Annotated in this window: 21 protein-coding genes and 1 riboswitch; of the genes, 14 read left to right on the top strand and 7 right to left on the bottom strand. The window is 35.1% G+C overall.

Going from position 1 to position 20,144, the window contains the following annotated elements:
- Positions 1-58: 58 nt before the first annotated feature.
- The 5 genes from BM260_RS14045 to BM260_RS14025 all read left to right on the top strand — a co-directional run bounded on the left by BM260_RS14045 (position 59) and on the right by BM260_RS14025 (position 4,586).
- The gene (locus BM260_RS14045; RefSeq protein WP_093537979.1) at positions 59-808 is read left to right on the top strand and encodes a methionine ABC transporter ATP-binding protein; all 750 of its coding nucleotides are present in this window, start codon (positions 59-61) and stop codon (positions 806-808) included.
- Positions 801-1,463 carry a methionine ABC transporter permease gene (locus BM260_RS14040; protein ID WP_093537978.1) on the top strand — a complete coding sequence of 221 codons (663 nt, stop codon included), beginning with the start codon at positions 801-803 and terminating at the stop codon, positions 1,461-1,463. Before BM260_RS14045 ends, BM260_RS14040 begins: the two co-directional genes overlap by 8 nt.
- Before the next feature lie 25 nt (positions 1,464-1,488).
- Entirely contained in the window at positions 1,489-2,313 is an 825-nt protein-coding gene (locus BM260_RS14035; RefSeq protein WP_093537977.1) for a MetQ/NlpA family ABC transporter substrate-binding protein, read from the top strand.
- Between the two features lie 370 nt (positions 2,314-2,683).
- On the top strand, positions 2,684-4,192 hold the full coding sequence (locus BM260_RS14030) for a malate:quinone oxidoreductase (protein WP_093537976.1): 1,509 nt from the start codon (positions 2,684-2,686) through the stop codon (positions 4,190-4,192).
- 169 nt (positions 4,193-4,361) lie between these two features.
- Positions 4,362-4,586 (top strand): DUF1540 domain-containing protein, encoded by a 225-nt coding sequence (locus tag BM260_RS14025; protein ID WP_093537975.1) that lies wholly within the window; start codon positions 4,362-4,364, stop codon positions 4,584-4,586.
- A gap of 120 nt (positions 4,587-4,706) precedes the next feature.
- Here the strand turns inward: BM260_RS14025 and BM260_RS14020 are convergent, their stop codons facing one another.
- The gene (locus BM260_RS14020; protein ID WP_093537974.1) at positions 4,707-5,240 is read right to left on the bottom strand and encodes an ECF transporter S component; all 534 of its coding nucleotides are present in this window, start codon (positions 5,238-5,240) and stop codon (positions 4,707-4,709) included.
- A 287-nt stretch (positions 5,241-5,527) separates the two neighbouring features.
- Between BM260_RS14020 and BM260_RS14015 the strand changes: the two genes are divergently transcribed.
- Entirely contained in the window at positions 5,528-6,331 is an 804-nt protein-coding gene (locus BM260_RS14015; RefSeq protein WP_093537973.1) for a hypothetical protein, read from the top strand.
- A 74-nt stretch (positions 6,332-6,405) separates the two neighbouring features.
- Here BM260_RS14015 and BM260_RS14010 read toward each other — a convergent pair whose 3' ends face one another.
- Positions 6,406-7,596, bottom strand: a complete 1,191-nt coding sequence (locus BM260_RS14010; protein WP_093537972.1) for a M14 family metallopeptidase — start codon at positions 7,594-7,596, stop codon at positions 6,406-6,408.
- 111 nt (positions 7,597-7,707) lie between these two features.
- Entirely contained in the window at positions 7,708-8,469 is a 762-nt protein-coding gene (pgeF, locus tag BM260_RS14005) for a peptidoglycan editing factor PgeF (RefSeq protein WP_093537971.1), read from the bottom strand.
- A gap of 137 nt (positions 8,470-8,606) precedes the next feature.
- Here pgeF and BM260_RS14000 point away from each other — a divergent pair, with 137 nt between their 5' ends.
- The 3 genes from BM260_RS14000 to gltP all read left to right on the top strand — a co-directional run bounded on the left by BM260_RS14000 (position 8,607) and on the right by gltP (position 12,163).
- Positions 8,607-9,872, top strand: a complete 1,266-nt coding sequence (locus tag BM260_RS14000) for a sensor histidine kinase (protein ID WP_093537970.1) — start codon at positions 8,607-8,609, stop codon at positions 9,870-9,872.
- Between the two features lie 4 nt (positions 9,873-9,876).
- A complete protein-coding gene (locus BM260_RS13995) occupies positions 9,877-10,761 on the top strand; it encodes a response regulator (RefSeq protein WP_093537969.1) in 885 nt (294 codons plus the stop codon).
- Positions 10,762-10,882: 121 nt separating this feature from the next.
- Positions 10,883-12,163 carry a glutamate/aspartate:proton symporter GltP gene (gene gltP, locus BM260_RS13990; protein WP_093537968.1) on the top strand — a complete coding sequence of 427 codons (1,281 nt, stop codon included), beginning with the start codon at positions 10,883-10,885 and terminating at the stop codon, positions 12,161-12,163.
- Positions 12,164-12,337: 174 nt separating this feature from the next.
- On the opposite strand, the gene BM260_RS18815 is transcribed toward gltP, so the two are convergent.
- Both BM260_RS18815 and BM260_RS13985 read right to left on the bottom strand, forming a co-directional pair.
- Positions 12,338-12,469: a hypothetical protein gene (locus tag BM260_RS18815; protein WP_281249759.1), complete on the bottom strand. Its 132-nt coding sequence runs from the start codon at positions 12,467-12,469 to the stop codon at positions 12,338-12,340.
- Between the two features lies 1 nt (position 12,470).
- Complete coding sequence (locus BM260_RS13985; RefSeq protein WP_093537967.1) at positions 12,471-13,775, bottom strand: helix-turn-helix domain-containing protein; 1,305 nt, start codon at positions 13,773-13,775, stop codon at positions 12,471-12,473.
- A gap of 442 nt (positions 13,776-14,217) precedes the next feature.
- Between BM260_RS13985 and BM260_RS13980 the strand changes: the two genes are divergently transcribed.
- Entirely contained in the window at positions 14,218-14,382 is a 165-nt protein-coding gene (locus BM260_RS13980; protein ID WP_093062371.1) for a YvrJ family protein, read from the top strand.
- A 189-nt stretch (positions 14,383-14,571) separates the two neighbouring features.
- Here BM260_RS13980 and BM260_RS13975 read toward each other — a convergent pair whose 3' ends face one another.
- Positions 14,572-15,972 (bottom strand): purine-cytosine permease family protein, encoded by a 1,401-nt coding sequence (locus tag BM260_RS13975; protein WP_093537966.1) that lies wholly within the window; start codon positions 15,970-15,972, stop codon positions 14,572-14,574.
- Between the two features lie 189 nt (positions 15,973-16,161).
- Positions 16,162-16,345: riboswitch (Lysine riboswitch) on the top strand.
- 124 nt (positions 16,346-16,469) lie between these two features.
- Between BM260_RS13975 and BM260_RS18565 the strand changes: the two genes are divergently transcribed.
- From BM260_RS18565 to BM260_RS13955, 4 genes are all read left to right on the top strand, one after another.
- Entirely contained in the window at positions 16,470-17,315 is an 846-nt protein-coding gene (locus BM260_RS18565) for a transporter substrate-binding domain-containing protein (protein ID WP_093537965.1), read from the top strand.
- Positions 17,316-17,444: 129 nt separating this feature from the next.
- The gene (locus BM260_RS18560) at positions 17,445-18,206 is read left to right on the top strand and encodes an amino acid ABC transporter permease (protein WP_093537964.1); all 762 of its coding nucleotides are present in this window, start codon (positions 17,445-17,447) and stop codon (positions 18,204-18,206) included.
- Positions 18,207-18,224: 18 nt separating this feature from the next.
- A complete protein-coding gene (locus BM260_RS13960; RefSeq protein ID WP_093537963.1) occupies positions 18,225-18,959 on the top strand; it encodes an amino acid ABC transporter ATP-binding protein in 735 nt (244 codons plus the stop codon).
- Positions 18,960-18,982: 23 nt separating this feature from the next.
- The gene (locus tag BM260_RS13955; protein ID WP_093537962.1) at positions 18,983-19,717 is read left to right on the top strand and encodes a hypothetical protein; all 735 of its coding nucleotides are present in this window, start codon (positions 18,983-18,985) and stop codon (positions 19,715-19,717) included.
- 16 nt (positions 19,718-19,733) lie between these two features.
- On the opposite strand, the gene BM260_RS13950 is transcribed toward BM260_RS13955, so the two are convergent.
- Positions 19,734-20,072 carry a heme oxygenase gene (locus tag BM260_RS13950; protein ID WP_093537961.1) on the bottom strand — a complete coding sequence of 113 codons (339 nt, stop codon included), beginning with the start codon at positions 20,070-20,072 and terminating at the stop codon, positions 19,734-19,736.
- Between the last annotated feature and the right edge of the window lie 72 nt (positions 20,073-20,144).

Raw genomic sequence — 20,144 nt, 5'->3', positions numbered from 1 at the left:
TGCGTTATAATTAACCACATTGTAATCACCCTTCAACTAAAAGAAAGGGGTTTTTTTTATGATTAAATTAGTTAATGTCAGTAAAAGCTTTTCGCAGTTTAAAGTCATTAAATCTGTATCTCTAACGATAGATAAGGGTGAGGTCCATGGGATTATCGGAGCTAGTGGAGCAGGGAAATCCACCTTGTTGAGGCTTGTGAATTTGTTAGAACTCCCGGATCAAGGGGAAGTAGAAGTGAATGGTCAAAAGCTAACAAATCTTAGCAGCAAAGAACTTCGACGAGCCCGCAAGTCAATCGGAATGATTTTTCAACACTTTAACCTATTGGCAAATAAAACTGTTTACGAGAATGTAGCAGTATCGTTAGAGTTGGCTAACTATCCAAAGAAGGAACGTAGGGATCGGATAATAGAGTGTCTTCAATTTGTTGGATTAAAAGATTTAATAAAGCAATATCCAGCACAATTAAGTGGTGGTCAAAAACAGCGTGTTGCAATTGCAAGAGCATTAGCGAACAATCCACAAGTTTTGTTATGTGATGAACCAACCTCTTCACTGGATCCAAATATAAGTGCTGAAATACTAGGAGTATTAGAAAACATTAATAAAGTTCTAGGTGTTACAATTGTTATTGTCAGCCATGAGATGGAAGTAATTAAAAGTATATGTAATCGAGTAACGGTTATGGCAAATGGAGAAATTTATGATACCGTATCAACTGAACCAATTGGGATCCACCATATAGATAAGAGCCCTAGCTATTTTGTAGAGCAATTAGCAAAGGCTGGTGAGATGGATGATGCCTGATATATTGGTTCAATATGAAGCTGAAATTTGGTTGTCCATTGGTGAAACATTTATAATGGTTGGGGCATCTATAGGAGCAGCGATACTATTAGGTCTCCCGGTTGGGACTTTACTTTTCCTTTGTCGCAAGGGAGAAGTAATTGAAAATCGATTGGTTTTTACTGTTTTAAATTTATTGGTAAATATAATTCGATCTTTTCCATTCTTACTACTAGTTGTTTTTTTAATTCCTTTTACAAGATTAATCATAGGGACAGCTATCGGCACAACAGCTGCAATTGTTCCTTTGTCAATCATTGCTATTGCACATTATTCAAGACTAGTCGAGCAATCTTTATTGGACGTACCTAAAGGTGTAATGGAAGCAGCAATTTCAATGGGTGCTTCTGTTAAAGAAATAGTATTTAAATTTCTTTATGTAGAGACTAGATCTGGTCTTGTTCTTGGACTAACTACATCAATAATTAGTTTTATTTCTTACTCGACCATTATGGGAGTAGTAGGAGGCGGTGGTATTGGTGACTTTGCTATACGATATGGATATCAACAATTTAAGACGGATTTAATGATTTATATGATTATTATTATGATTATACTAGTACAGCTTATTCAGTTTACTGGTACTACTATCGCCAGAATAATAGATAAGCGTTAGATAACAGGGATAACAGGAGGAACATATGAGAAAAATTCTTTTATTAATAACATTGTTAGTGGTAATTTTAGCTGGTTGTAGCCAAGAGAAAGAGAAGAATGATAAAGAAAAAGTGAAGGGAAATGATGAAGAAGTAACATTAAAAGTAGCGTCATTAATACCTCCAATGACAGAAATTCTTGAACTTATTAAACCGAAGTTAGCAGAGCAATCAATTAATCTTGAAATAGTTGTTTTAGGAGATAATGTTCAACCTAACACTGCACTAGCAGCAGAAGAAGTAGATGCGAACTTCTTCCAACACGTTCCCTATATGGAGGAATTCAATAGAAATAACGATGCAAATCTAGTGCCAATTATTCCTATATACTTTGCGAATTATGGTACATATTCTAAAGAGTATAATTCGATGGATGAATTACCGGAAGAAGCTGTAATTGCAATAGCAAATGACGTTTCAAATATAGATCGTTCACTAGCATTGTTAGCCCAGCATAAGGTCATCACTTTAAAAGAAAAAACAGGTTCCTACTATACGAAAGCTGACATCCTGGAAAATCCGAAAAACTATAAGTTTGAGGAAGTAGATTTGTTGATGCTAGCGAGAATGTACGATGATGCAGATGCAGTAGTAATGACACCAGCATATGCTGCACCATTGAATTTGACGCCAAAAAGTGATGCACTTCTTACCGAAGGAGACGACAACGACTTTGCTATTACTTTAGTTGCGCGCGAAGATAATAAGGATTCAGAAGCAATTAAAAAACTAGCGGAAGCTATGACAAGTACTGAAGTACGTGAGTTTTTAGAGAAAAACTATGATGAAACGGCAATTCCAGCATTCTAATATAACTTAAAAAGGGCTATTCGAGTGGATTTACACTCTGAATAGCTTTTTTTTGTGAGGAGAAAATTATAGAAGGGCATTTAGCTCTGGTGACAGTAGCAAACATACTAATTCTTATATGAATGCAGATATAGTCAGCGATTTTGTATGTCATTACCTGACTGGAAGTAGTCACATTTTTTGCTGACTTTAAAATCGCTTACAAATAGCTTATAATGGACTCGTAGTAGAAGATAGAATATTTATAATTGTAATTTATGATATGGTTATATTAGAATAGAAAAGATGTATTTCTGTAATTTAACTTGACATAAAGTTATGCCTAAGTAGTGTACATCCTTTAAACAAATACGGAGTAAGGAAGGTTTATATGAACAAGAGAGAAACTGAAATAGAAACAGAAGTTATCTTAATAGGTGCCGGAATTATGAGTGCTACTTTAGGAACATTATTGAAGCAATTAAAACCAGAGTGGAAAGTTAAAGTATTTGAGAAACTCGATAAAGCAGGGGAAGAAAGCTCTAACGAATGGAATAATGCTGGAACAGGGCATGCAGCACTGTGCGAGCTAAACTATACTTCAGAAAATCCTGATGGCTCTATGAATATTACTAAAGCTATTAATATTAATGAACAGTTCCAACTTTCCATGCAGTTTTGGTCTTTTCTGGTAAACAGTAAGCTACTAAATAATCCGGAAGATTTTATCATGCCGTTACCTCACATGAGCATGGTACAAGGAGAAGAGAACGTCGCATTTTTAAAGAAACGTTTTGAAGCAATGTCAAATAACCCTTTATTCCAAGGAATGGAATTTTCCGATAATCCAGAAAAACTGAAAGAATGGATTCCGCTGATTATGCAAGACCGTCCAGCAACAGAAGCAATTGCAGCTACAAAAATTGACTCTGGAACAGATGTTAACTTTGGAGCTTTAACACGTATGTTGCTTGACCATCTAAAAAACCAAAACGTTGATATAAATTATAATCATAGTGTGGAAAATCTTAAACGCACGAGTGATGGCAAATGGGAAGTAAAAGTAAAGAATGACGCTGAAGGTAAAATTGAATACCATACCGCAAAATTTGTCTTCGTTGGAGGCGGAGGTGGAAGTCTTCATTTATTACAAAAATCCGGTATTCCTGAAGGGAAGCATATTGGTGGATTCCCAGTAAGTGGACTATTCTTAGTATGTAACAAACCAGAGGTTGTAGAACAACACCATGCAAAAGTATACGGGAAAGCTAAAGTTGGTGCTCCACCAATGTCTGTTCCGCATCTTGATACTCGATTTATTGACAATAAAAAATCGTTACTATTCGGACCATTTGCAGGTTTCTCACCGAAGTTTTTAAAAACTGGTTCCATGATGGATTTAGTAACTTCTGTGAAACCAGATAACTTAACAACTATGTTGGCAGCAGGCGCAAAAGAGTTATCATTAACAAAATACTTAATCCAACAAGTTATGTTGTCAAAAGAAAAACGTATTGAAGAATTACGTGAATTTATCCCTAATGCTAAACTTGAAGATTGGGATACAGTAGTTGCAGGTCAACGTGTACAAGTTATAAAAGACACAGAGACTGGTGGTAAAGGCACACTTCAATTTGGTACAGAGATTGTTACCGCAGAGGATGGCTCTATCGCAGCATTGCTAGGTGCCTCTCCAGGTGCCTCAACCGCTGTACATGCCATGATCGAGATACTTTATAGATGCTTCCCACAACATGTAGATGAGTGGGAACCAAAAATTAAAGAAATGATTCCATCATACGGCGTATCGTTAATGGAGAATCCTGAGCTTTTACAGGAAGTTCATGCTTCAACTGCAGAAACACTTCTACCTAGCAAGAAAGAGAAAGCTCATAATTAAGTCTTCCAAAGAATCTTTAATCTGTCTATTGATGGATTAAAGATTCTTTTTTGATTTCTAGGACTTTCAGAAGAAAAATTCTTATAAATTTATATCGTAGAATGGGACAAGATACTTTATAAGGAATACATTTTGTATTTCTTAAAAAATTTCAATGAGGAGGACATTTATGCCAAATGTAGAAGTGAAATGCGCTGTATCAAATTGTATTTTTCACGCAAAAGGGAATGTTTGTGGTGCCGAAAAAATTGAAATAGATATGGATTACCATGCAAACCACAATAATACAGAGTTCGCTTCTGAATTTGATTACCGCTCTATTTCTGAAGAAGCTAGTCATTCTGCAGATACTTGCTGTAAAACGTTCAAATCTAAAGATGTAGCTTGCGAATAGTATTAGTAAATCATACTAATGCAAAAAGCAGCCCTGTTTTTTAGATTATATTGGCGAAAATAACCTGATCATTGAGATGGAGGGACTAAAGAATATTATCTTTAGTCCCTCTTTATATAGCTATTTGAAATACGGAATTTTTTTTAGTACTACACAAACTGGAATGGCAACACAGAGTCCTACAACATTTTGTACGATGTTTCCAGGAATAGAGGCTGCTGGTATGATCCAACTTTTAAAGATGATTGCTTCTCCAAGATAATAGACAGCTAGCATAAAAGGAATCGACACAATTGTAGCAATTAGATTGAGTGCTAAACTACTTCCGTTGCGTCCCTTCGACCAAGCAACTTTTCCCACGATATAACCCTGCAAGCCACGTGCTAAAAACGTAATTGGTGCCCATAAAACCCAAGGACCTACTAAATCGAATAAGCCCATACCAATAGCACCAGCAATAGCACCTTTTTTAGGGCCAAATAAAATAGAAGAGATAAAGAGTACGGCCGTTCCAAGATGAACTAACCCTCCATTAGCTGTGATAGGTAATTTAATGTTTAATAAAATAGTAGCAACGAAGACAAGTGCAATTAACATAGATGTAATAATTAAATCGAAAGTACGTACATGAGAATAGCTTGTTGTTTTTTGCATAGTTGAATCCTTCCTTTTTCAAATTATTTTTTAGATTGAATTTACATTAGCAATGAATTGATGTTTTTAAAAGTACCAATATAAAGAAAACTGTAGTGGTCAGTTTGTAAGGAAACAGAAAACTTAAGAGCAAAATTCAATATAACTAGTGGATTTAAATTTCGCAAAAAAAAACGTTCAAAGGCAAATATCCTTTAACGTTTATTTTTTATACATATGTCGTATTAGTATTGTTATAGGACATGATACAATTTAATCACCCAAACTTGTATATAGGGGGTGGAGAGATGGCTCGTAAAATTGCTCCATATATTTTGGTAGTTGGTCTATTCTGTATAGTATTGGATGGACTTTGGATTGTAGAGTCATATGATTCGTCTGTTTCCTATCCAAGAGAGGCACTGATTTATTTGTTAATAGGGATATGTTTGATCGTTATTTCCTATTTCTTTTTCAAATTTAAAAAGCCTCTAAGTATAGCAATACCGAAGGATTGCGAAGCTAAGAAAGATAATAGATTGTATATTCGTAAAGTATGGGATAAAAGAGAGGAACTTGGAGAAAGGGCAATGGTAATTCTCTTGATTACTTTAGTAATTATAGCTGTTTTCGATTTTGGGCTAGCCGTTCAATTATTATTACCAATCTTATTCTGTGGAATGGTTGTAGTAGCTTTCCTCTATGCAATGTATCATGAAGAAATGCAAGTGGAAGATGATGAACAACTAAAACCCAAAACTGCTAAAGTCCGAAAGCTTATGAGTTTACTTGATTATAGAAATCACCTCTTTAGCTTGTCCTTGCTCCTATTTATAATAATAATCTTCTCTTATTTATTCGCTAAGGATCTAGGTTATACATTTGCCGAAATAAGTGGTATGAATGTAATGACTTTAGAGGGTGGAGTATATAGCTTAGCTGGCCTTATTTTTTTATGTGGGTTTGTCTATATTATCCACCACGTAGATTTTTTAGGTGTTCGACAAGCAAGACAGAGTTATGAAAAGGTATTAAGAATACATTTTCTGGAACTCGGTTTTGTGGGAATAGTTTTCTTTATTTGGTTAATTTCTTTAGTGTTCAGCTATTAGAGTCTATATAGTCAGTCGTCGAGATATGATAATCACGATGACTGACTGATAATATATATGCAATTCTATTTATTTTATACATACAGACCCGCTAAGAAGATACCTAATGCCTCTTCATAGATTTCATCAAATTGGGAGAGGGGTAGTGGATTTATACCTGTGCCAAGCTCAACCGTAAATCCTGGTCTGCGCCAATCCTGGATAAACCAGTCTTTATAGCCCGCATAGCTATCAATCGTTTGCACAGGCTCGTAGCCACTGACTCTACTAAATTCTGTGACCATTGCTTCAGACTCGGGTGGCTCGAGGTTTTCAAATCCCCAATAGATAACTTCTCCTTGTGTATGAAATGCAAGTACTCTTGCAAAATCACTATTTCTAGTCAAATCTGCCATTGCAATTGCTTCGGGTTCAGACAAGGGGCTTTCCCCTCCGTAATCTCTGGGACCTGGTACCTGAGGATTACGGGCACGTTCTAATTCCCATTCAGCAGGAAATTGATCATTCAGATCGACTCCTCGAATATTTGCTTTCCATCCTGAAAAATCAGAGCTACCATTATTCCATTCAATTACTCTATCTCTCCATGGACTTTCTTCTGGTAGACCATTTAGTACAAGATCCACACCATCGGGATTAACCATGGGAACTATAGACAGAGAGGCTTGTGAGTATAGTGGAAGCGTATTGAGCCCTCGAATAGGAGTTTGGTTAGTAAGAGACAGTGCGTAATCGTTTAAAAAGGTTAATATGATGGGAGTTGTAATCCATTCATTTGCATGGAAGGAAGCATTATAATGAACTCTTTTTTCTCCATCTCCTATTAATACTTCAGGTATTTCCCGCCCCTCCACTGAATTACCGATAGAAGATATCCTTAAAAACGGGTAAACAGTTTGTAGTTGTCTCATATCATTCATCAATGTGCTATAATCATAATTCTGTTTTCCATTCACTATTCTCCATGTCACTCTAATGGGAATGTTAATTGTCTGTCCGATTCTTAAAAACGCTGGATTAAGTGTAGGATTAACAAGAAAAAGTGTATCCAGTGGAAGATTTCTGCTACTAGCAATAGACCACAGTGAATCCCCCGATTTAATTTGGTAAGAAGTAGTAACATATCCTGGGATTTGAATACGCGCACCTATTGATAGTGTTTGTGGGTCGATATTCCGATTAGAGTCAATAATAAGCCGAAAAGGAACCTTGAATAATTGACTATAATACCAAAGTGAGTCCCCAGATCTAACGTATACGTCCATGTCGTTCCTCCTTTTTAAAAAAACCAATCATAAAAGTATATGAAAATAACTCAAAATTAGTGAGAGTGCAATAAGTAAAAAGCACATCGAAGTCGATGTGCTTTTGGGAGGTTAATCTTTTTTCATAATAAAACTTAAATGCCGACCTGATTGTCGATCCTCTCTATAAGAGAATCCATCTGGACTTATGAACGTACAGGTTGGATCAATTGTAATATGGTCTGTAGGAATTCCGGCGAGCTCGCACTGTTTTTTCACCGTTAACTGGTTGTCGATATGATACTTGTTAGTTGAACTCTTAAAATATATAAAGTCTTTAGCATAGCCTAAGTTATTAAACTTTTTATAGACATCTAGATCTACTTCGAACTTCTCTTGGCTCAGGGCAGCACCTATTTGTACCTGGAAGTCACTTGGGTTACAGTTTTCTACCTTTTTTAAGTGTCTAAACAGCTTTAGGGTCACTTCCTTAATCGTCCCTTGCCAGCCCGAATGAATAACACCAATAAGACCATTCACTTTGTTGTAAAAGATGACGGGAACACAATCAGCGGAGAAACTGGTTAAAATAATATTTGACTCAAAAGTATACAAAGCATCCGTGTCAGGTATGGCGGTATCCTTTGTTCTAGCTCCACGACCTTTATCTTCAATCGTTACTCGATGAAAGTTGGCACTATGCGTTTGATTGGCGCAAACGAAATTGTCCATTTCACTAGAAAGAGAAGTCGCTAGTTTTTTTCGGTTTTCAAGGATGTCCTCCGGATTTACACAAATATGTAGAGCCATGTTTCCTTGTTCTAGTTCTGTAGTATTTTTCAAAGTCATTCCTGCAATTATCTTGTCATTATTAACGTACATTTTCATTTTCATGTCATCACCTAAATTCACTATATAATAGCGGGTTTTAAATGTATATATAATACAATGGGATGATTGTACTTTTGTCTAAATTTTCGTTGGAAATGCTATACTTATATCTAATAAATATATCCATATAGGAGAGTTTTATGGTTTTTAAACGACACCAATTAGTCGCTAATAAATGGAGTGTACTAATTTTAACGATATTAATAACTGTAATAGCTAGCGAATTTAAAGTGATTCCTTTTAATGGGGAGGATTTCCGTTTTGGATTAGGAAGTGCTGCTTTTTTCTTTCTTCTGTTAATATTTCAACCGACGTCTTTAATATTCACGGGTTTTTTAACAGGAGTTACGGTTGTTCTTGTGCGAATTGGGGAGGATATGATATTTACTGATGAGGCTTTTGGGCTAATATTAGTAGATCATATACCCGCTTTTTTATTTTATTTGCTTTTTGCAACTGGGTTTAGTGTTATACGCATAGAGCGGTTTAAAAAGGCGCCTCTGCTTCTAGGAGCGTTTGCCACAGTTTTGGAGTTTATAGCTAATAGTGTGGAGCATATTGTTCGATATTTATTATGGAGCAATATGCATCTGGAGGTTCAAGAATGGGTACTATTAGCATTGGTAGCCATTTTTCGAAGTTATTTTGTAGTAGGCTTATATAGCTCAATTATTATAATGGAGCAAAATAAGCGGATACAAGAAATGTTAAAGGTTGGTTCAAACTTATATGCAGAAACACTTTATCTACAAAAATCGATGAATCATATAGAGAAAATTACTGCTTCTAGCCATGATTTATACCGCAAATTAAAGAGCCAGGATCATCTTGCTTTAAGTACCCAAGCTTTGAAAATTGCTCAAGAAATACATGAGGTAAAAAAGGACTCTCAACGGATTTTAGCGGGATTGCAAAAGATCACAACAGTTGAAAGGAACAAACATTACACGCTCTCAGAAGTTGTACAGCTTGTTATCCAAGGGAACGAAAAATACAGTGAATTACTTAATAAAGAAATTGTCATTCACTCTACTATTTTAGTCGATTATGACACAGAGCAACAAATTCCATTGCTGGCACTATTGAATAATATATGTGCTAATGCAGTAGAAGCTATATCAACTACAGGCAAAATTAGCATAGAGGTTTGTGAAGAGTCAGAATTAACGTGGTTTATTATCAAAGATACTGGAGGAGGTATCTCCAAAGAAGATCATGGCATTGTATTTGAACCAGGCTATACTACCAAATTTAATGATTCAGGAGTAGCGGCAACAGGTATTGGTCTATCCCACGTCAAAGAAATTATTACAACCCTGGAAGGCCAAGTACAAATTGAATCTTTTGATAAAGGTACTACCTTTAAGGTAAATATCCCAACAGAAAACATAAGAAAAGGTGGGTAAAATATTGCGTTACTATATTGTAGATGATGATTCAGCAAGTAGAATGATGCTAAGAAAAATCATAACAGATGACGAGTTAGGATTAGTAATTGGAGAAGCAGAAAATGGTGAAAAAAGCTTAGTTCCAATACTTGCTACACTTCCAGATGTAGTGCTGATTGACTTTCTCATGCCAGATCTAGATGGCATTGAAACAATTGAAAAATTGAAAAATAGAGGATTTGAAGGTCAATTTATCATGATTTCTCAAATTGTTAATAAAGAAATGGTAGGAGAAGCTTATAAAAAAGGAATTGAATTTTTTATACATAAACCAATTAATAGGGTAGAGGTTCAAAGTATATTGCAGAAAAATGCAGAACAAAAACGATTACGGAATTCGCTTTTAACGATAAAAGAATCTTTAGCAAGCTTCAATACAATTATGCCCGCTCTAAAAAAGGTAAATGTGGGAGAATTGGTCAGTATTAAGCTTGGTGATATGGGGATAATGAGTGAGGTAGGCAGCAATGACCTGAAAGAGATTATAGAAATGTTAGTGCACGGAAACAATGAGTCGAATGTTTTTCCAGCATTAATCGATATTTATGAGTCTCTTGCGAGAAGACGGAATGCAGAAGATATAAAAAAGGAAATGAAAGCAATTGAGCAGCGGCTCCGAAGAACTATATTAGCAGCAATCCAGCATATGGCTACAATTGGTTCAATCGACTATACAAGTAGAGAATTTGAGCATTATGCACCCCGATACTTTGAATTCCAAGAAGTTCGAAGGTTGATGATTGAGGTAGGAGAGAACCGCTTTAACTCTTCCAAAATAAAGATTAATATTAAAAAATTTCTTCAAATGTTATACGTCGAAGTATTGGAAAGTTATAAGCAAATTTAGAAGACTCTTCGTTCGGGGAAGTATAATGTAGGATTTTGTAGGATTTGATAAGTTATCTTTAAAATAGTTTTAAGCTAATTTATATATGGAAAGCGCTTACAACTAGGAGGGATAGCATAATATGAAAAAGAAATTCAAGTTTACATTAGCATATCAAATATTAGTAGGTCTAATCCTAGGGATTATTGTGGGTGCAGTTTTCTTTGGAAATCCTTCAGTAGAAAAGTACTTGCAGCCAATAGGAACCATGTTTATCAATATGATTAAAATGATAGTTGTTCCTATCATTGTTTCAACTTTAATCTTAGGTGTTGCGGGAACTGGTGATATCAAACAATTAGGTAAATTGGGTGGGAAAACACTAATTTACTTTGAGCTTGTAACAACCTTTGCTATTATCATTGGATTATTTGCAGCAAACATTTTCCAACCTGGTGAAGGGATAGATATGTCAAGCCTTGCTAAAGGTGATATCGATCAATATGTTCAAACAACAGAGCAAGTCCAAAAAGAGGACCATGGGATATTAGATATAATTGTAGGAATAGTTCCTGATAATATCGTGCAAGCGATGGCGGCAGGAGAAATGCTTCCAATTATTTTCTTTTCGGTATTATTTGGGCTAGGTATTGCGGCAATCGGTGAAAAAGGAAAGCCTGTTTTAGCTTTCTTCCAGGGTACAGCAGATGCGATGTTCTGGGTCACAAATCTTATTATGAAATTTGCTCCTTTTGGCGTTTTTGCTTTAATCGGAGTAACAGTTTCTAAATTTGGTCTCGAATCCTTGTTGCCGCTGGGTAAACTAATGATTCTTGTGTACGCCACAATGATATTCTTTATAATCATTGTACTTGGAGGTATAGCGAAATTTGTTGGAATCAATATATTCCATCTACTAAAAGTACTAAAGGATGAACTTCTTTTAGCGTATTCAACGTCAAGTTCAGAAACAGTTTTACCAAAAGTAATGGAGAAGATGGAGAAATTCGGAGCACCAAAAGATATCGTATCGTTTGTAGTGCCAACAGGATATTCGTTTAACTTGGATGGTTCTACGTTGTATCAAGCAATTGCGGCAATCTTTATAGCTCAGATGTATAATATTGACTTAAGTATTTCTCAACAAATTACATTAGTACTAGTTCTAATGGTCACTTCTAAAGGTATTGCGGGAGTTCCAGGGGTTTCGTTTGTTGTGTTACTGGCAACTTTAGGAACAGTTGGTATCCCACTTGAAGGTCTAGCCTTCATCGCCGGAATTGACCGTCTTCTAGACATGGCTCGTACAGTTGTAAATGTTGTAGGAAATGCGCTAGCTACGATCGTTATGGCTAAGTGGGAAGGCCGATTCGATCAAGAAAAAGAAGAAGCGTATTATCTTTCTTTAAAGAAAACGGTGTAACATCTTTATAGAAAAAGGTCACTATATTCTAGAAACATAACAAAAAAACGGTTATCCAATTGGATGACCGTTTTTTTGTTGTAGTCTCAGAAAAGCTCTACGATAAATTTTAGTAATGAATGGTGTGCTTCGTTAAAGATTTAACTTGAAACTGTGTTTCAAATGTTGAGTTTTTTAAATAAACGAATTGTCTATAGATGTCGGTCTTGGAGTTTCGTCTTCGCTAATATGTTTTATGTTCGTTGTAAAGCTTAGAGCTAGGACGACAATACTTGATAAGGTTAGCAATACAATCTTCTTTTTCATTTTATAAATCCTCCCAATTATTAATAAATTTTTGTTTAAACAAAACCTGATTTGCTTTTTGATAATATATACTTGCTGCTTTAAACTTGTGATGTTTAAAAAGGTAATCTGCCAATAATATAGAATACTTTTGAACATGTCGTCCATCTTGTTCGTTTTCAAAATAACTTATAGCTTCTGTTAATACCATTTCAAGTTCTTCCGTTTGGTTAAGGTAATGACTATAAATTTCAAGGTGGTAAAAATAAGCAAAGTAATTTTTTGTAGATGATTTTTCTTGAGCAATTTTTATTAATCCTTTTTGACACCATTGCAGAACCTGTTGATGGTCAGATTGCTTGGAATACTCTTTTATAATAGATAAAGTTGTTAGTAAGTATCCTTCCGCATTACAGTCTTCTTCTTTAATTTTTAAACTAAGCTTATAAAACTCTATTGCTTTTTCAGGACACCCTTGAATGGCATATAAGGACCCTAGGTTTTGGTAAATCACCTCCTCATAGTTAATCAATTTATAGTCTTTCGCAAGCTTTGCCGCTAAATAATAGTTCTTTTCCGCTTCTTGAAATTGTCTCATTTTTTTATAGGCAATTCCTATAACAATGTAATTATCAATAGCTCTTTCGAATAACAGATTATCTTTATAGTAAAGTAGTGATTTGGAAGCGTAATTAATTGCATTAAAAAATTCATTACATTTTGAGTACGTTAAACTAAGTACATTATAGAAATCAGCTAATTCCCATTCTTCAATACTCCCTTTATTTAAGTGTCCTAATGAAAGCTCTAACCGGCTTAATGCAGCTTGGTAATTCCCCTCTAAATAACTATAAATCCCCAAATTCAAATTAAGAATAAACTTTGTTTTCTCGTCTATCTCGTCTTTTATTTGTACAATTGCCTTATAGATTGACTGCAGGTTTTCCTTCTTCTCATCTAGTATTAACAGTAGACGGAAGAGGTAAAGTTGATAACTGTAATAATTATTTAGTTGTAAAAAGTGTAGTTTTTCGTCGGTGTATTTCTGTAAAGCTCCCCTTATAAAGTTTTTATCTCTCTTCAAAACTCCTATTTTGTATAATTCGGATAGGGATGTAATCACTTTATTTTCCTTTTCACTGGACACTTGATCTATTTCTATATCTAGTTTTTTGAGTAATAAGTTTACTACTTCTTCACTTGGAACCGTTAAACTATTTTCTATTTTACTTAAATAGGATGTAGAGCAGATTCCTTTGGCCAATGTGGTTTGTTTCATACTTTGGTCTATTCTTTCTGATTTTATTATATGACCTATACTACTCATTTTCTTCACCCCTTATGAATTAGTAATGTACTAATTCTTGAAATAATCTAAATATCCTTTTTCAATCGTTCGACTAAAAACGACTACTAAATTGTAGAAAGACTTATTATATTGTAGAGATTTGTAGAATATTGATACAATAATTATCCGAATTGATTTAGAAGTAGTAAATTTTCATTAAAATAGGAAAATAGGTTGAGTTATATAGTAATAAGGGAAGAACTCAGGTAATGTTTCCCAACCTTTAATTATTCTAAATATAACAAAAATTTAGTATAATTAAATAAAATATTAATAAAAAGGAGGAAGAAGACTAACGTGAGATAAAATTATTTTTGGACAAGTAAGTTTTAGCAATACAACAGTTATACTTTAATTGGTTTTACTCAACGGGAATATCAATTGTTTGGGAATGGTAAATAAAAGGGAAAGGGGGGTACACATGATTGGGGAGGAAAACATCGTACAATTAATTGGAAACTTTGGATTTCCTATTGTAGTCACTATTTATTTATTACATCGCTTTGAAAATAAAATAGACTCTCTCGAAAATACCATTCACAATATAGCAAATGTTGTAAACAATAGTATAGAAAAAAGAAAGTGAACGTGTAACAAGAAGGAATTGAATTCCTGTTGATAATATAGATTAAAATTATTCTTTTAAAGGTAAGCTAAGCTTATTTTCACTAACTATAATTTTCTTCTAAGAAAATGCTAGAAGTGAAAAGTAATCCATCCTGAGTAATAACTCAAAAATGGATTACTTTTTTAATGTGAATAAGGGGAACTACTGTTATGCAATATAATCCTCTTTGGGGATATCGTCGGCAGCACCTTTATTGTAATATTTTCCTTTTGTTAATACTGCAATAAAAACAGTAAGAATTGCTGCTAAAATAGCTGCAAAGAAAGCAGCGGTACTTTGTAAAAATGAACCCATATAACCTAATGCTGCAAATGTACCTATGCCACTGGCAACGATTAAAGATACAACTCCAACAGGATTCCATTTGTAGAGAAATTCCTGGCGAGCCTCATAATAACCATTCCCAATTTTCAAAGCTTTTTTAACGACCAATGCATCGGTCACCAATATAGCTGCCCATGATAGTAAAAATACACCTTGAAATGTCATAGCTGTATCTAAATGATCTACAATACCACCGAGCATTAGAATTATTGCAGTAATTGCACTTACAACCACCCAAAATCTGCGTCCAGGTGTAAATTTAAAAATGTTTTCAAAGAAGTTTGATAGCGATAGGGAACTACTATATATGTTAGTAATATTTATACGTAGTTGAGTTAGCATCGTGAATAATGCTCCACCAATACCTAGAAGCATTACAATATAAACTCCTGGATTTGGTTCACCTAAGCGAACACCAAACCAAATACCAAGACCCCCCATAATACCGAAGCAGAAAATTTGTGGAATAAAACCGATTGCCACCGAACCAATTTTAATATCTTTTGGTTTTAGAAAACGAGCATAATCAGATGCTAGTAGGGCTGTTAGACCCATTATTCCATGTTGAACACCTATGCAAAGGAGTAGGGCTTGTCCTCCAACTTGAACGCCTTCAGGTAAATAAGTCCAAAAAGGTCCTTCAAATACGGAAGGTTTATAAAATGATATAACAACTGCTGTTATTAAGAAAACTACAAATATAGGTAGAGACCACTTTTGTAACTTATCTAGTTGTTTAATTCCAAACCAGTTTAAAGGTATAACGATAAAACCGAAGAAAATGATTAATGCCCATTCTTGTAGGTTAGGGAAGAAGGTGTGAACCGCGGATACTAAAATCAGTCCTTCAAATGCACAATACATAATAAAGTTTGTCGCGTAGAGGAACGATGTTAGGGAAGCACCTATATAGCCAAAACCACCGCCTCTAGATAATAGATTGACATTCATACCAGATTTAGCGGATAAGTAAGCAATGAAGGTTCCTAATATACCGGCAACTACTATTGCGTAAATCGAGGAGATAATAGCATTTAGTGCCCCAAATTGCAGAGCCATTACACTACCCATTTGAAAGTAAAAAATGGCAGTGGCTATGCCGAATGTAATATTGGTTATACTTAACCAACCCATATTTCTTTGGCTACGGGGTACCTTTTCTAATGAATAATCTGAGTCCATTTGTTCTGTTACTTTGTGATCTGTAGTTTGGACAGATCTCATAATATCATTCTCCTTTAAAAAATAATTACCAATGTAAGTAGACACATTAATAACTAAATTCTCATTGTTTTTATATTTCCACCATTAATTATAACATATACCTAGCTAAGTATTAATACTGAGGCAGTTGACAGAAATATATGTGTATTGTAAACTATGAAACATAATTGAATATAACCTCACTTAGTGTAGTGAGGTAGAGGCGCGATATTTAACAGTCCTTAGTGGAGTTTGAGAAGCTACGATGCTAGGGAGAAGGAAATGTCGCCGAAGTTTGTAATATTACTCGTTATTACTTGCTGGGTCTGTAGTTAATAATTGCAGGACTGTCCACTATAAACATCCCGGTTTATAATGGTGTGCTATCTCATTTGGGAAAAGTAGAGGACCTGGGCAACTATACATATTGCGACCTGAGTTCATCTCAGGTCTTTTTTTGTACAAGTTGTCTTTTTTTATAGGCAAGAACATATATTGATAAAAAGGGAGAAATTAGAATGAAAAAAAGATTAGCATTTTTAACGATATTTGCATCTATTACATTGTTATTAGCGGCATGTGGAACTGCTGATAAAGAGACTTCGGGATCTTCAACAGCTAAAGATTCGGCTGATACATTTACAGTAGGCTTAGAAGCAGGTTATGCACCTTTTAACTGGACTCAACTAGACGATTCCAATGGTGGAGTGAAGATTGATGGAAACGCAGAGTATGCTGGTGGATATGATGTGGAAATTGCTAAACGTATTGCGGATGGATTAGGAAAGGAACTAGTTATCGTTAAAACAGAGTGGGATGGGCTAGTGCCTTCCTTGCAATCAGACAAAATTGATGCAATTATAGCGGGAATGTCACCTACAGAAGAGCGTAAAGAAACAATCGACTTTTCGGAAAACTACTATACTTCCAACTTTGTTATGGTAGTGAAAAAAGGTGGAGCTTTTGAAGGGGCTACTTCTATTCAAGATTTTAGTGGTGCTAAAATTACAGGTCAGTTAAATACTTCTCACTATGGCGTAATTGATCAAATCAAAGATGTGCAAAAACAACCAGCATCTGATAATTTCTCTGCCATGCGTGTAGCATTAGAATCTGGAGTTATTGATGGTTATGTGTCTGAACGTCCAGAAGGAATTAGTGCTTCTTCCGCTAATACCAACTTTGCAATGGTTGAATTTACGGATGGATTTAAAGCGGCAGAAGAGGATACAGCAGTAGCAGTAGGCTTGAAAAAAGATAGTAAATTAACAGAAGATATTAATAAAATTTTAGCGGAAATTTCTGAAGAAGAAAGACAAGAAATTATGGATGCTGCTATCAATAACCAACCAGCGGCAGAATAAGGGTGAAGTGATACCGGCTGCATCTTTTTGCAGTCGGTTTTTATATGGAATATATGCTTTCGAATTATTAACTATCTAGCTCCAGTCGCCAGCAGCGTCTGCGGCTTTTCTAAGAAAGGAGGGAAATGTATGAGCATTGAATATATTATTTCGATGATTACTAATAACTGGCCGATGTTCCTTCGTGGAGCAGGAATGACATTATTAATATCAATTATTGGTACAATTTTTGGAGCAGTTATTGGCTTGTTAGCAGGGGTTATTCGTACAATTCCTAAACCTGAAAGAAAAATGAAACGTATTTTGTTAAAAGTAGTAAATCTAATACTTTCTGCATATATTGAGTTCTTTAGAGGAACTCCGATGATCGTACAGGCCATGGTAATATTCTATGGATCTGCGCTTGCTTTTGGGATAGATATGGACCGAACAACAGCAGCAATATTCATTGTTTCGATCAACACGGGTGCATATATGGCAGAAATTGTACGGGGCGGTGTTATTTCCATTGATAAGGGGCAATTCGAAGCTGCACAAGCAATTGGTATGAATCATGTTCAAACAATGTGGAGTGTTGTTCTACCTCAAGTCATCCGAAATATTTTACCAGCAACAGGAAATCAATTTATCATTAATATTAAAGATACGTCTGTCTTGAATGTAATAGGTGTTACGGAACTATATTTTCAAGCGAAAACAGTTGCAGGTATAAGCTTTAAATACTTTGAACCATTCTTTATAGCATGTATTTTGTATTTCGTTATGACGTTTACAGTAACATTAATATTACGATATATAGAGAGAAGATTAGACGGCCCGGAAAACTACAGCATGATTGGTCAGCCGCCACCGCAACTTATGTTACCTAGAAATAATGCGAATATCGATTAAACGAAGGAGGAGAAATCTATGGGAAGTGTCATCGAAGTTCAACATTTAAGTAAATCCTTCGGAAATCATGAGGTCTTAAGAGACATAGATTTTTCAGTGAACAAAGGAGAGGTTATTTGCATCATCGGTTCCTCTGGATCAGGGAAATCTACTTTACTTCGTTGCATAAATTTGTTGGAAAAGCCTAGTGGCGGTCAAATTATTTATCGTGGAGAGAATATTTTAGATGAAAAACATGATATCCATGCCTACCGAAAAAAGTTAGGAATGGTTTTTCAACAGTTCAACTTATTTAATAACCATAATGCGTTAAACAATTGTATGGTAGGTCAAGTAAAGGTATTAAAACGTTCTAAAGAGGATGCCGAAAAGATTGCGTTAAAATACTTAAAAGTAGTGGGAATGGATCATTATGTAAATGCCAAGCCTAAGCAACTATCAGGTGGTCAAAAGCAACGTGTCGCTATAGCAAGAGCACTTTCCATGGAACCGGATGTCATGTTATTTGATGAACCTACCTCCGCACTGGATCCAGAAATGGTTGGGGAGGTATTAAAAGTGATGAAAGAGTTAGCAAGTACGGGACTTACAATGTTAATAGTGACACATGAAATGGAGTTTGCTAAAGAAGTAGCCGATCGGGTTGTTTTTATGGATAAAGGCGTAATTGCTGAGGAGGGACCTCCAGAACAAATTTTCAACAACCCGAGGGAAGAAAGAACTAAAACATTTTTAAAACGAACATTAAGCTAATAACAGTATGGAGGAATCGAAAGGTGAACCTTTTCAATCTGATAAAAAAAGAACGAGAATACTGGCTTGTGGATCAACATAAAGTATCCCATATTCCAAATATAGATTATTTAGTTGCGTTCGATCAATTATTAACAGAGTGGAAAGAACAAAAAGTAGCATATCTATCCCTTCTGATGGATGAAGAAAATGAGGATTGGCTTTTAAAGCGTCGGTTCAAAAAAGTGTCGTCTATTGTAGAGTACACCAAGACACTACAAGGACCATTTAAAAATACTAGTGATTTTCAAGTAGATGCTCTCTCTGAGAGTCAAGTTACGGATTCTGATTTTGCTAGATTGTATGATGCATGTAGGAGTGGCTCAGCGAACAAGAATAAGCTGTTTTCTATCAGTCAAATAATGGAGTCATTAGAACTTGAATTAGGTACTAATTGGCGAGATCAATGTTTTATCTTTTCTCAAAATGGCAGGAACTACGGTATTAGTATTCCTCATATTGAACAAGGAACGACAGAAGAAGGTAGAATGTTTTACTTTGGGGTAGTTCCAGAGCAACGAGAAAAAGGATATGGAAAGATATTTCATGCTATTTCTATAGAGCTTTTGAAAACATTAGGTGCCAAGATATATGTAGGGAGTACAGACACAGGAAATGTCCCTATGAGACGGATTTTTGAAACGAATGGATGTGTATTACGAGATATAAAGGGGATTTACCGAATAGACATGAAAAAAGTGGATGAACTCAGAAGATGAGTCCTCCACTTTTATTTTAGTTTTTGGAAATTGCTTCTATAGAAGCGGCAACTTTAGAAATGATTAATTCATTACCTAAAAGTGGAGATTCTTTAGAAGCTTCAGGAGAGCCAGATTCGGGACGTTTATGCGATTCTTTGAAGAGATCACTGTCTTTCCATGCTTGGAAGTTTTCTTCTTTCTCCCAGTACATATTTACATTCATTTCATCATATTCAGTTGGTCCTTGAGTAATAGCGACCTCTACTTTGATGAAGCCTTCCATTTCTTGAAGGGGGCTTGGTTTTGTGAAATTTGGAGCCATTTTTTCTGCAAATCCTGGTTTGGTTTTGATGCGATTCGTTACAATAATCATTGTACATTCTCCTTTCTTATAAGATAAAGTTAGTATAGCATTCCTTTTTTCTTATTCCTACAAAGAGCATTT

Origin of the sequence: Psychrobacillus psychrotolerans (assembly GCF_900115805.1) — a bacterium.
Taxonomy (GTDB): domain Bacteria; phylum Bacillota; class Bacilli; order Bacillales_A; family Planococcaceae; genus Psychrobacillus; species Psychrobacillus psychrotolerans.
Note: the sequence above shows the minus strand (reverse complement) of the source record. Positions and strands in the feature narration are given on the sequence as shown.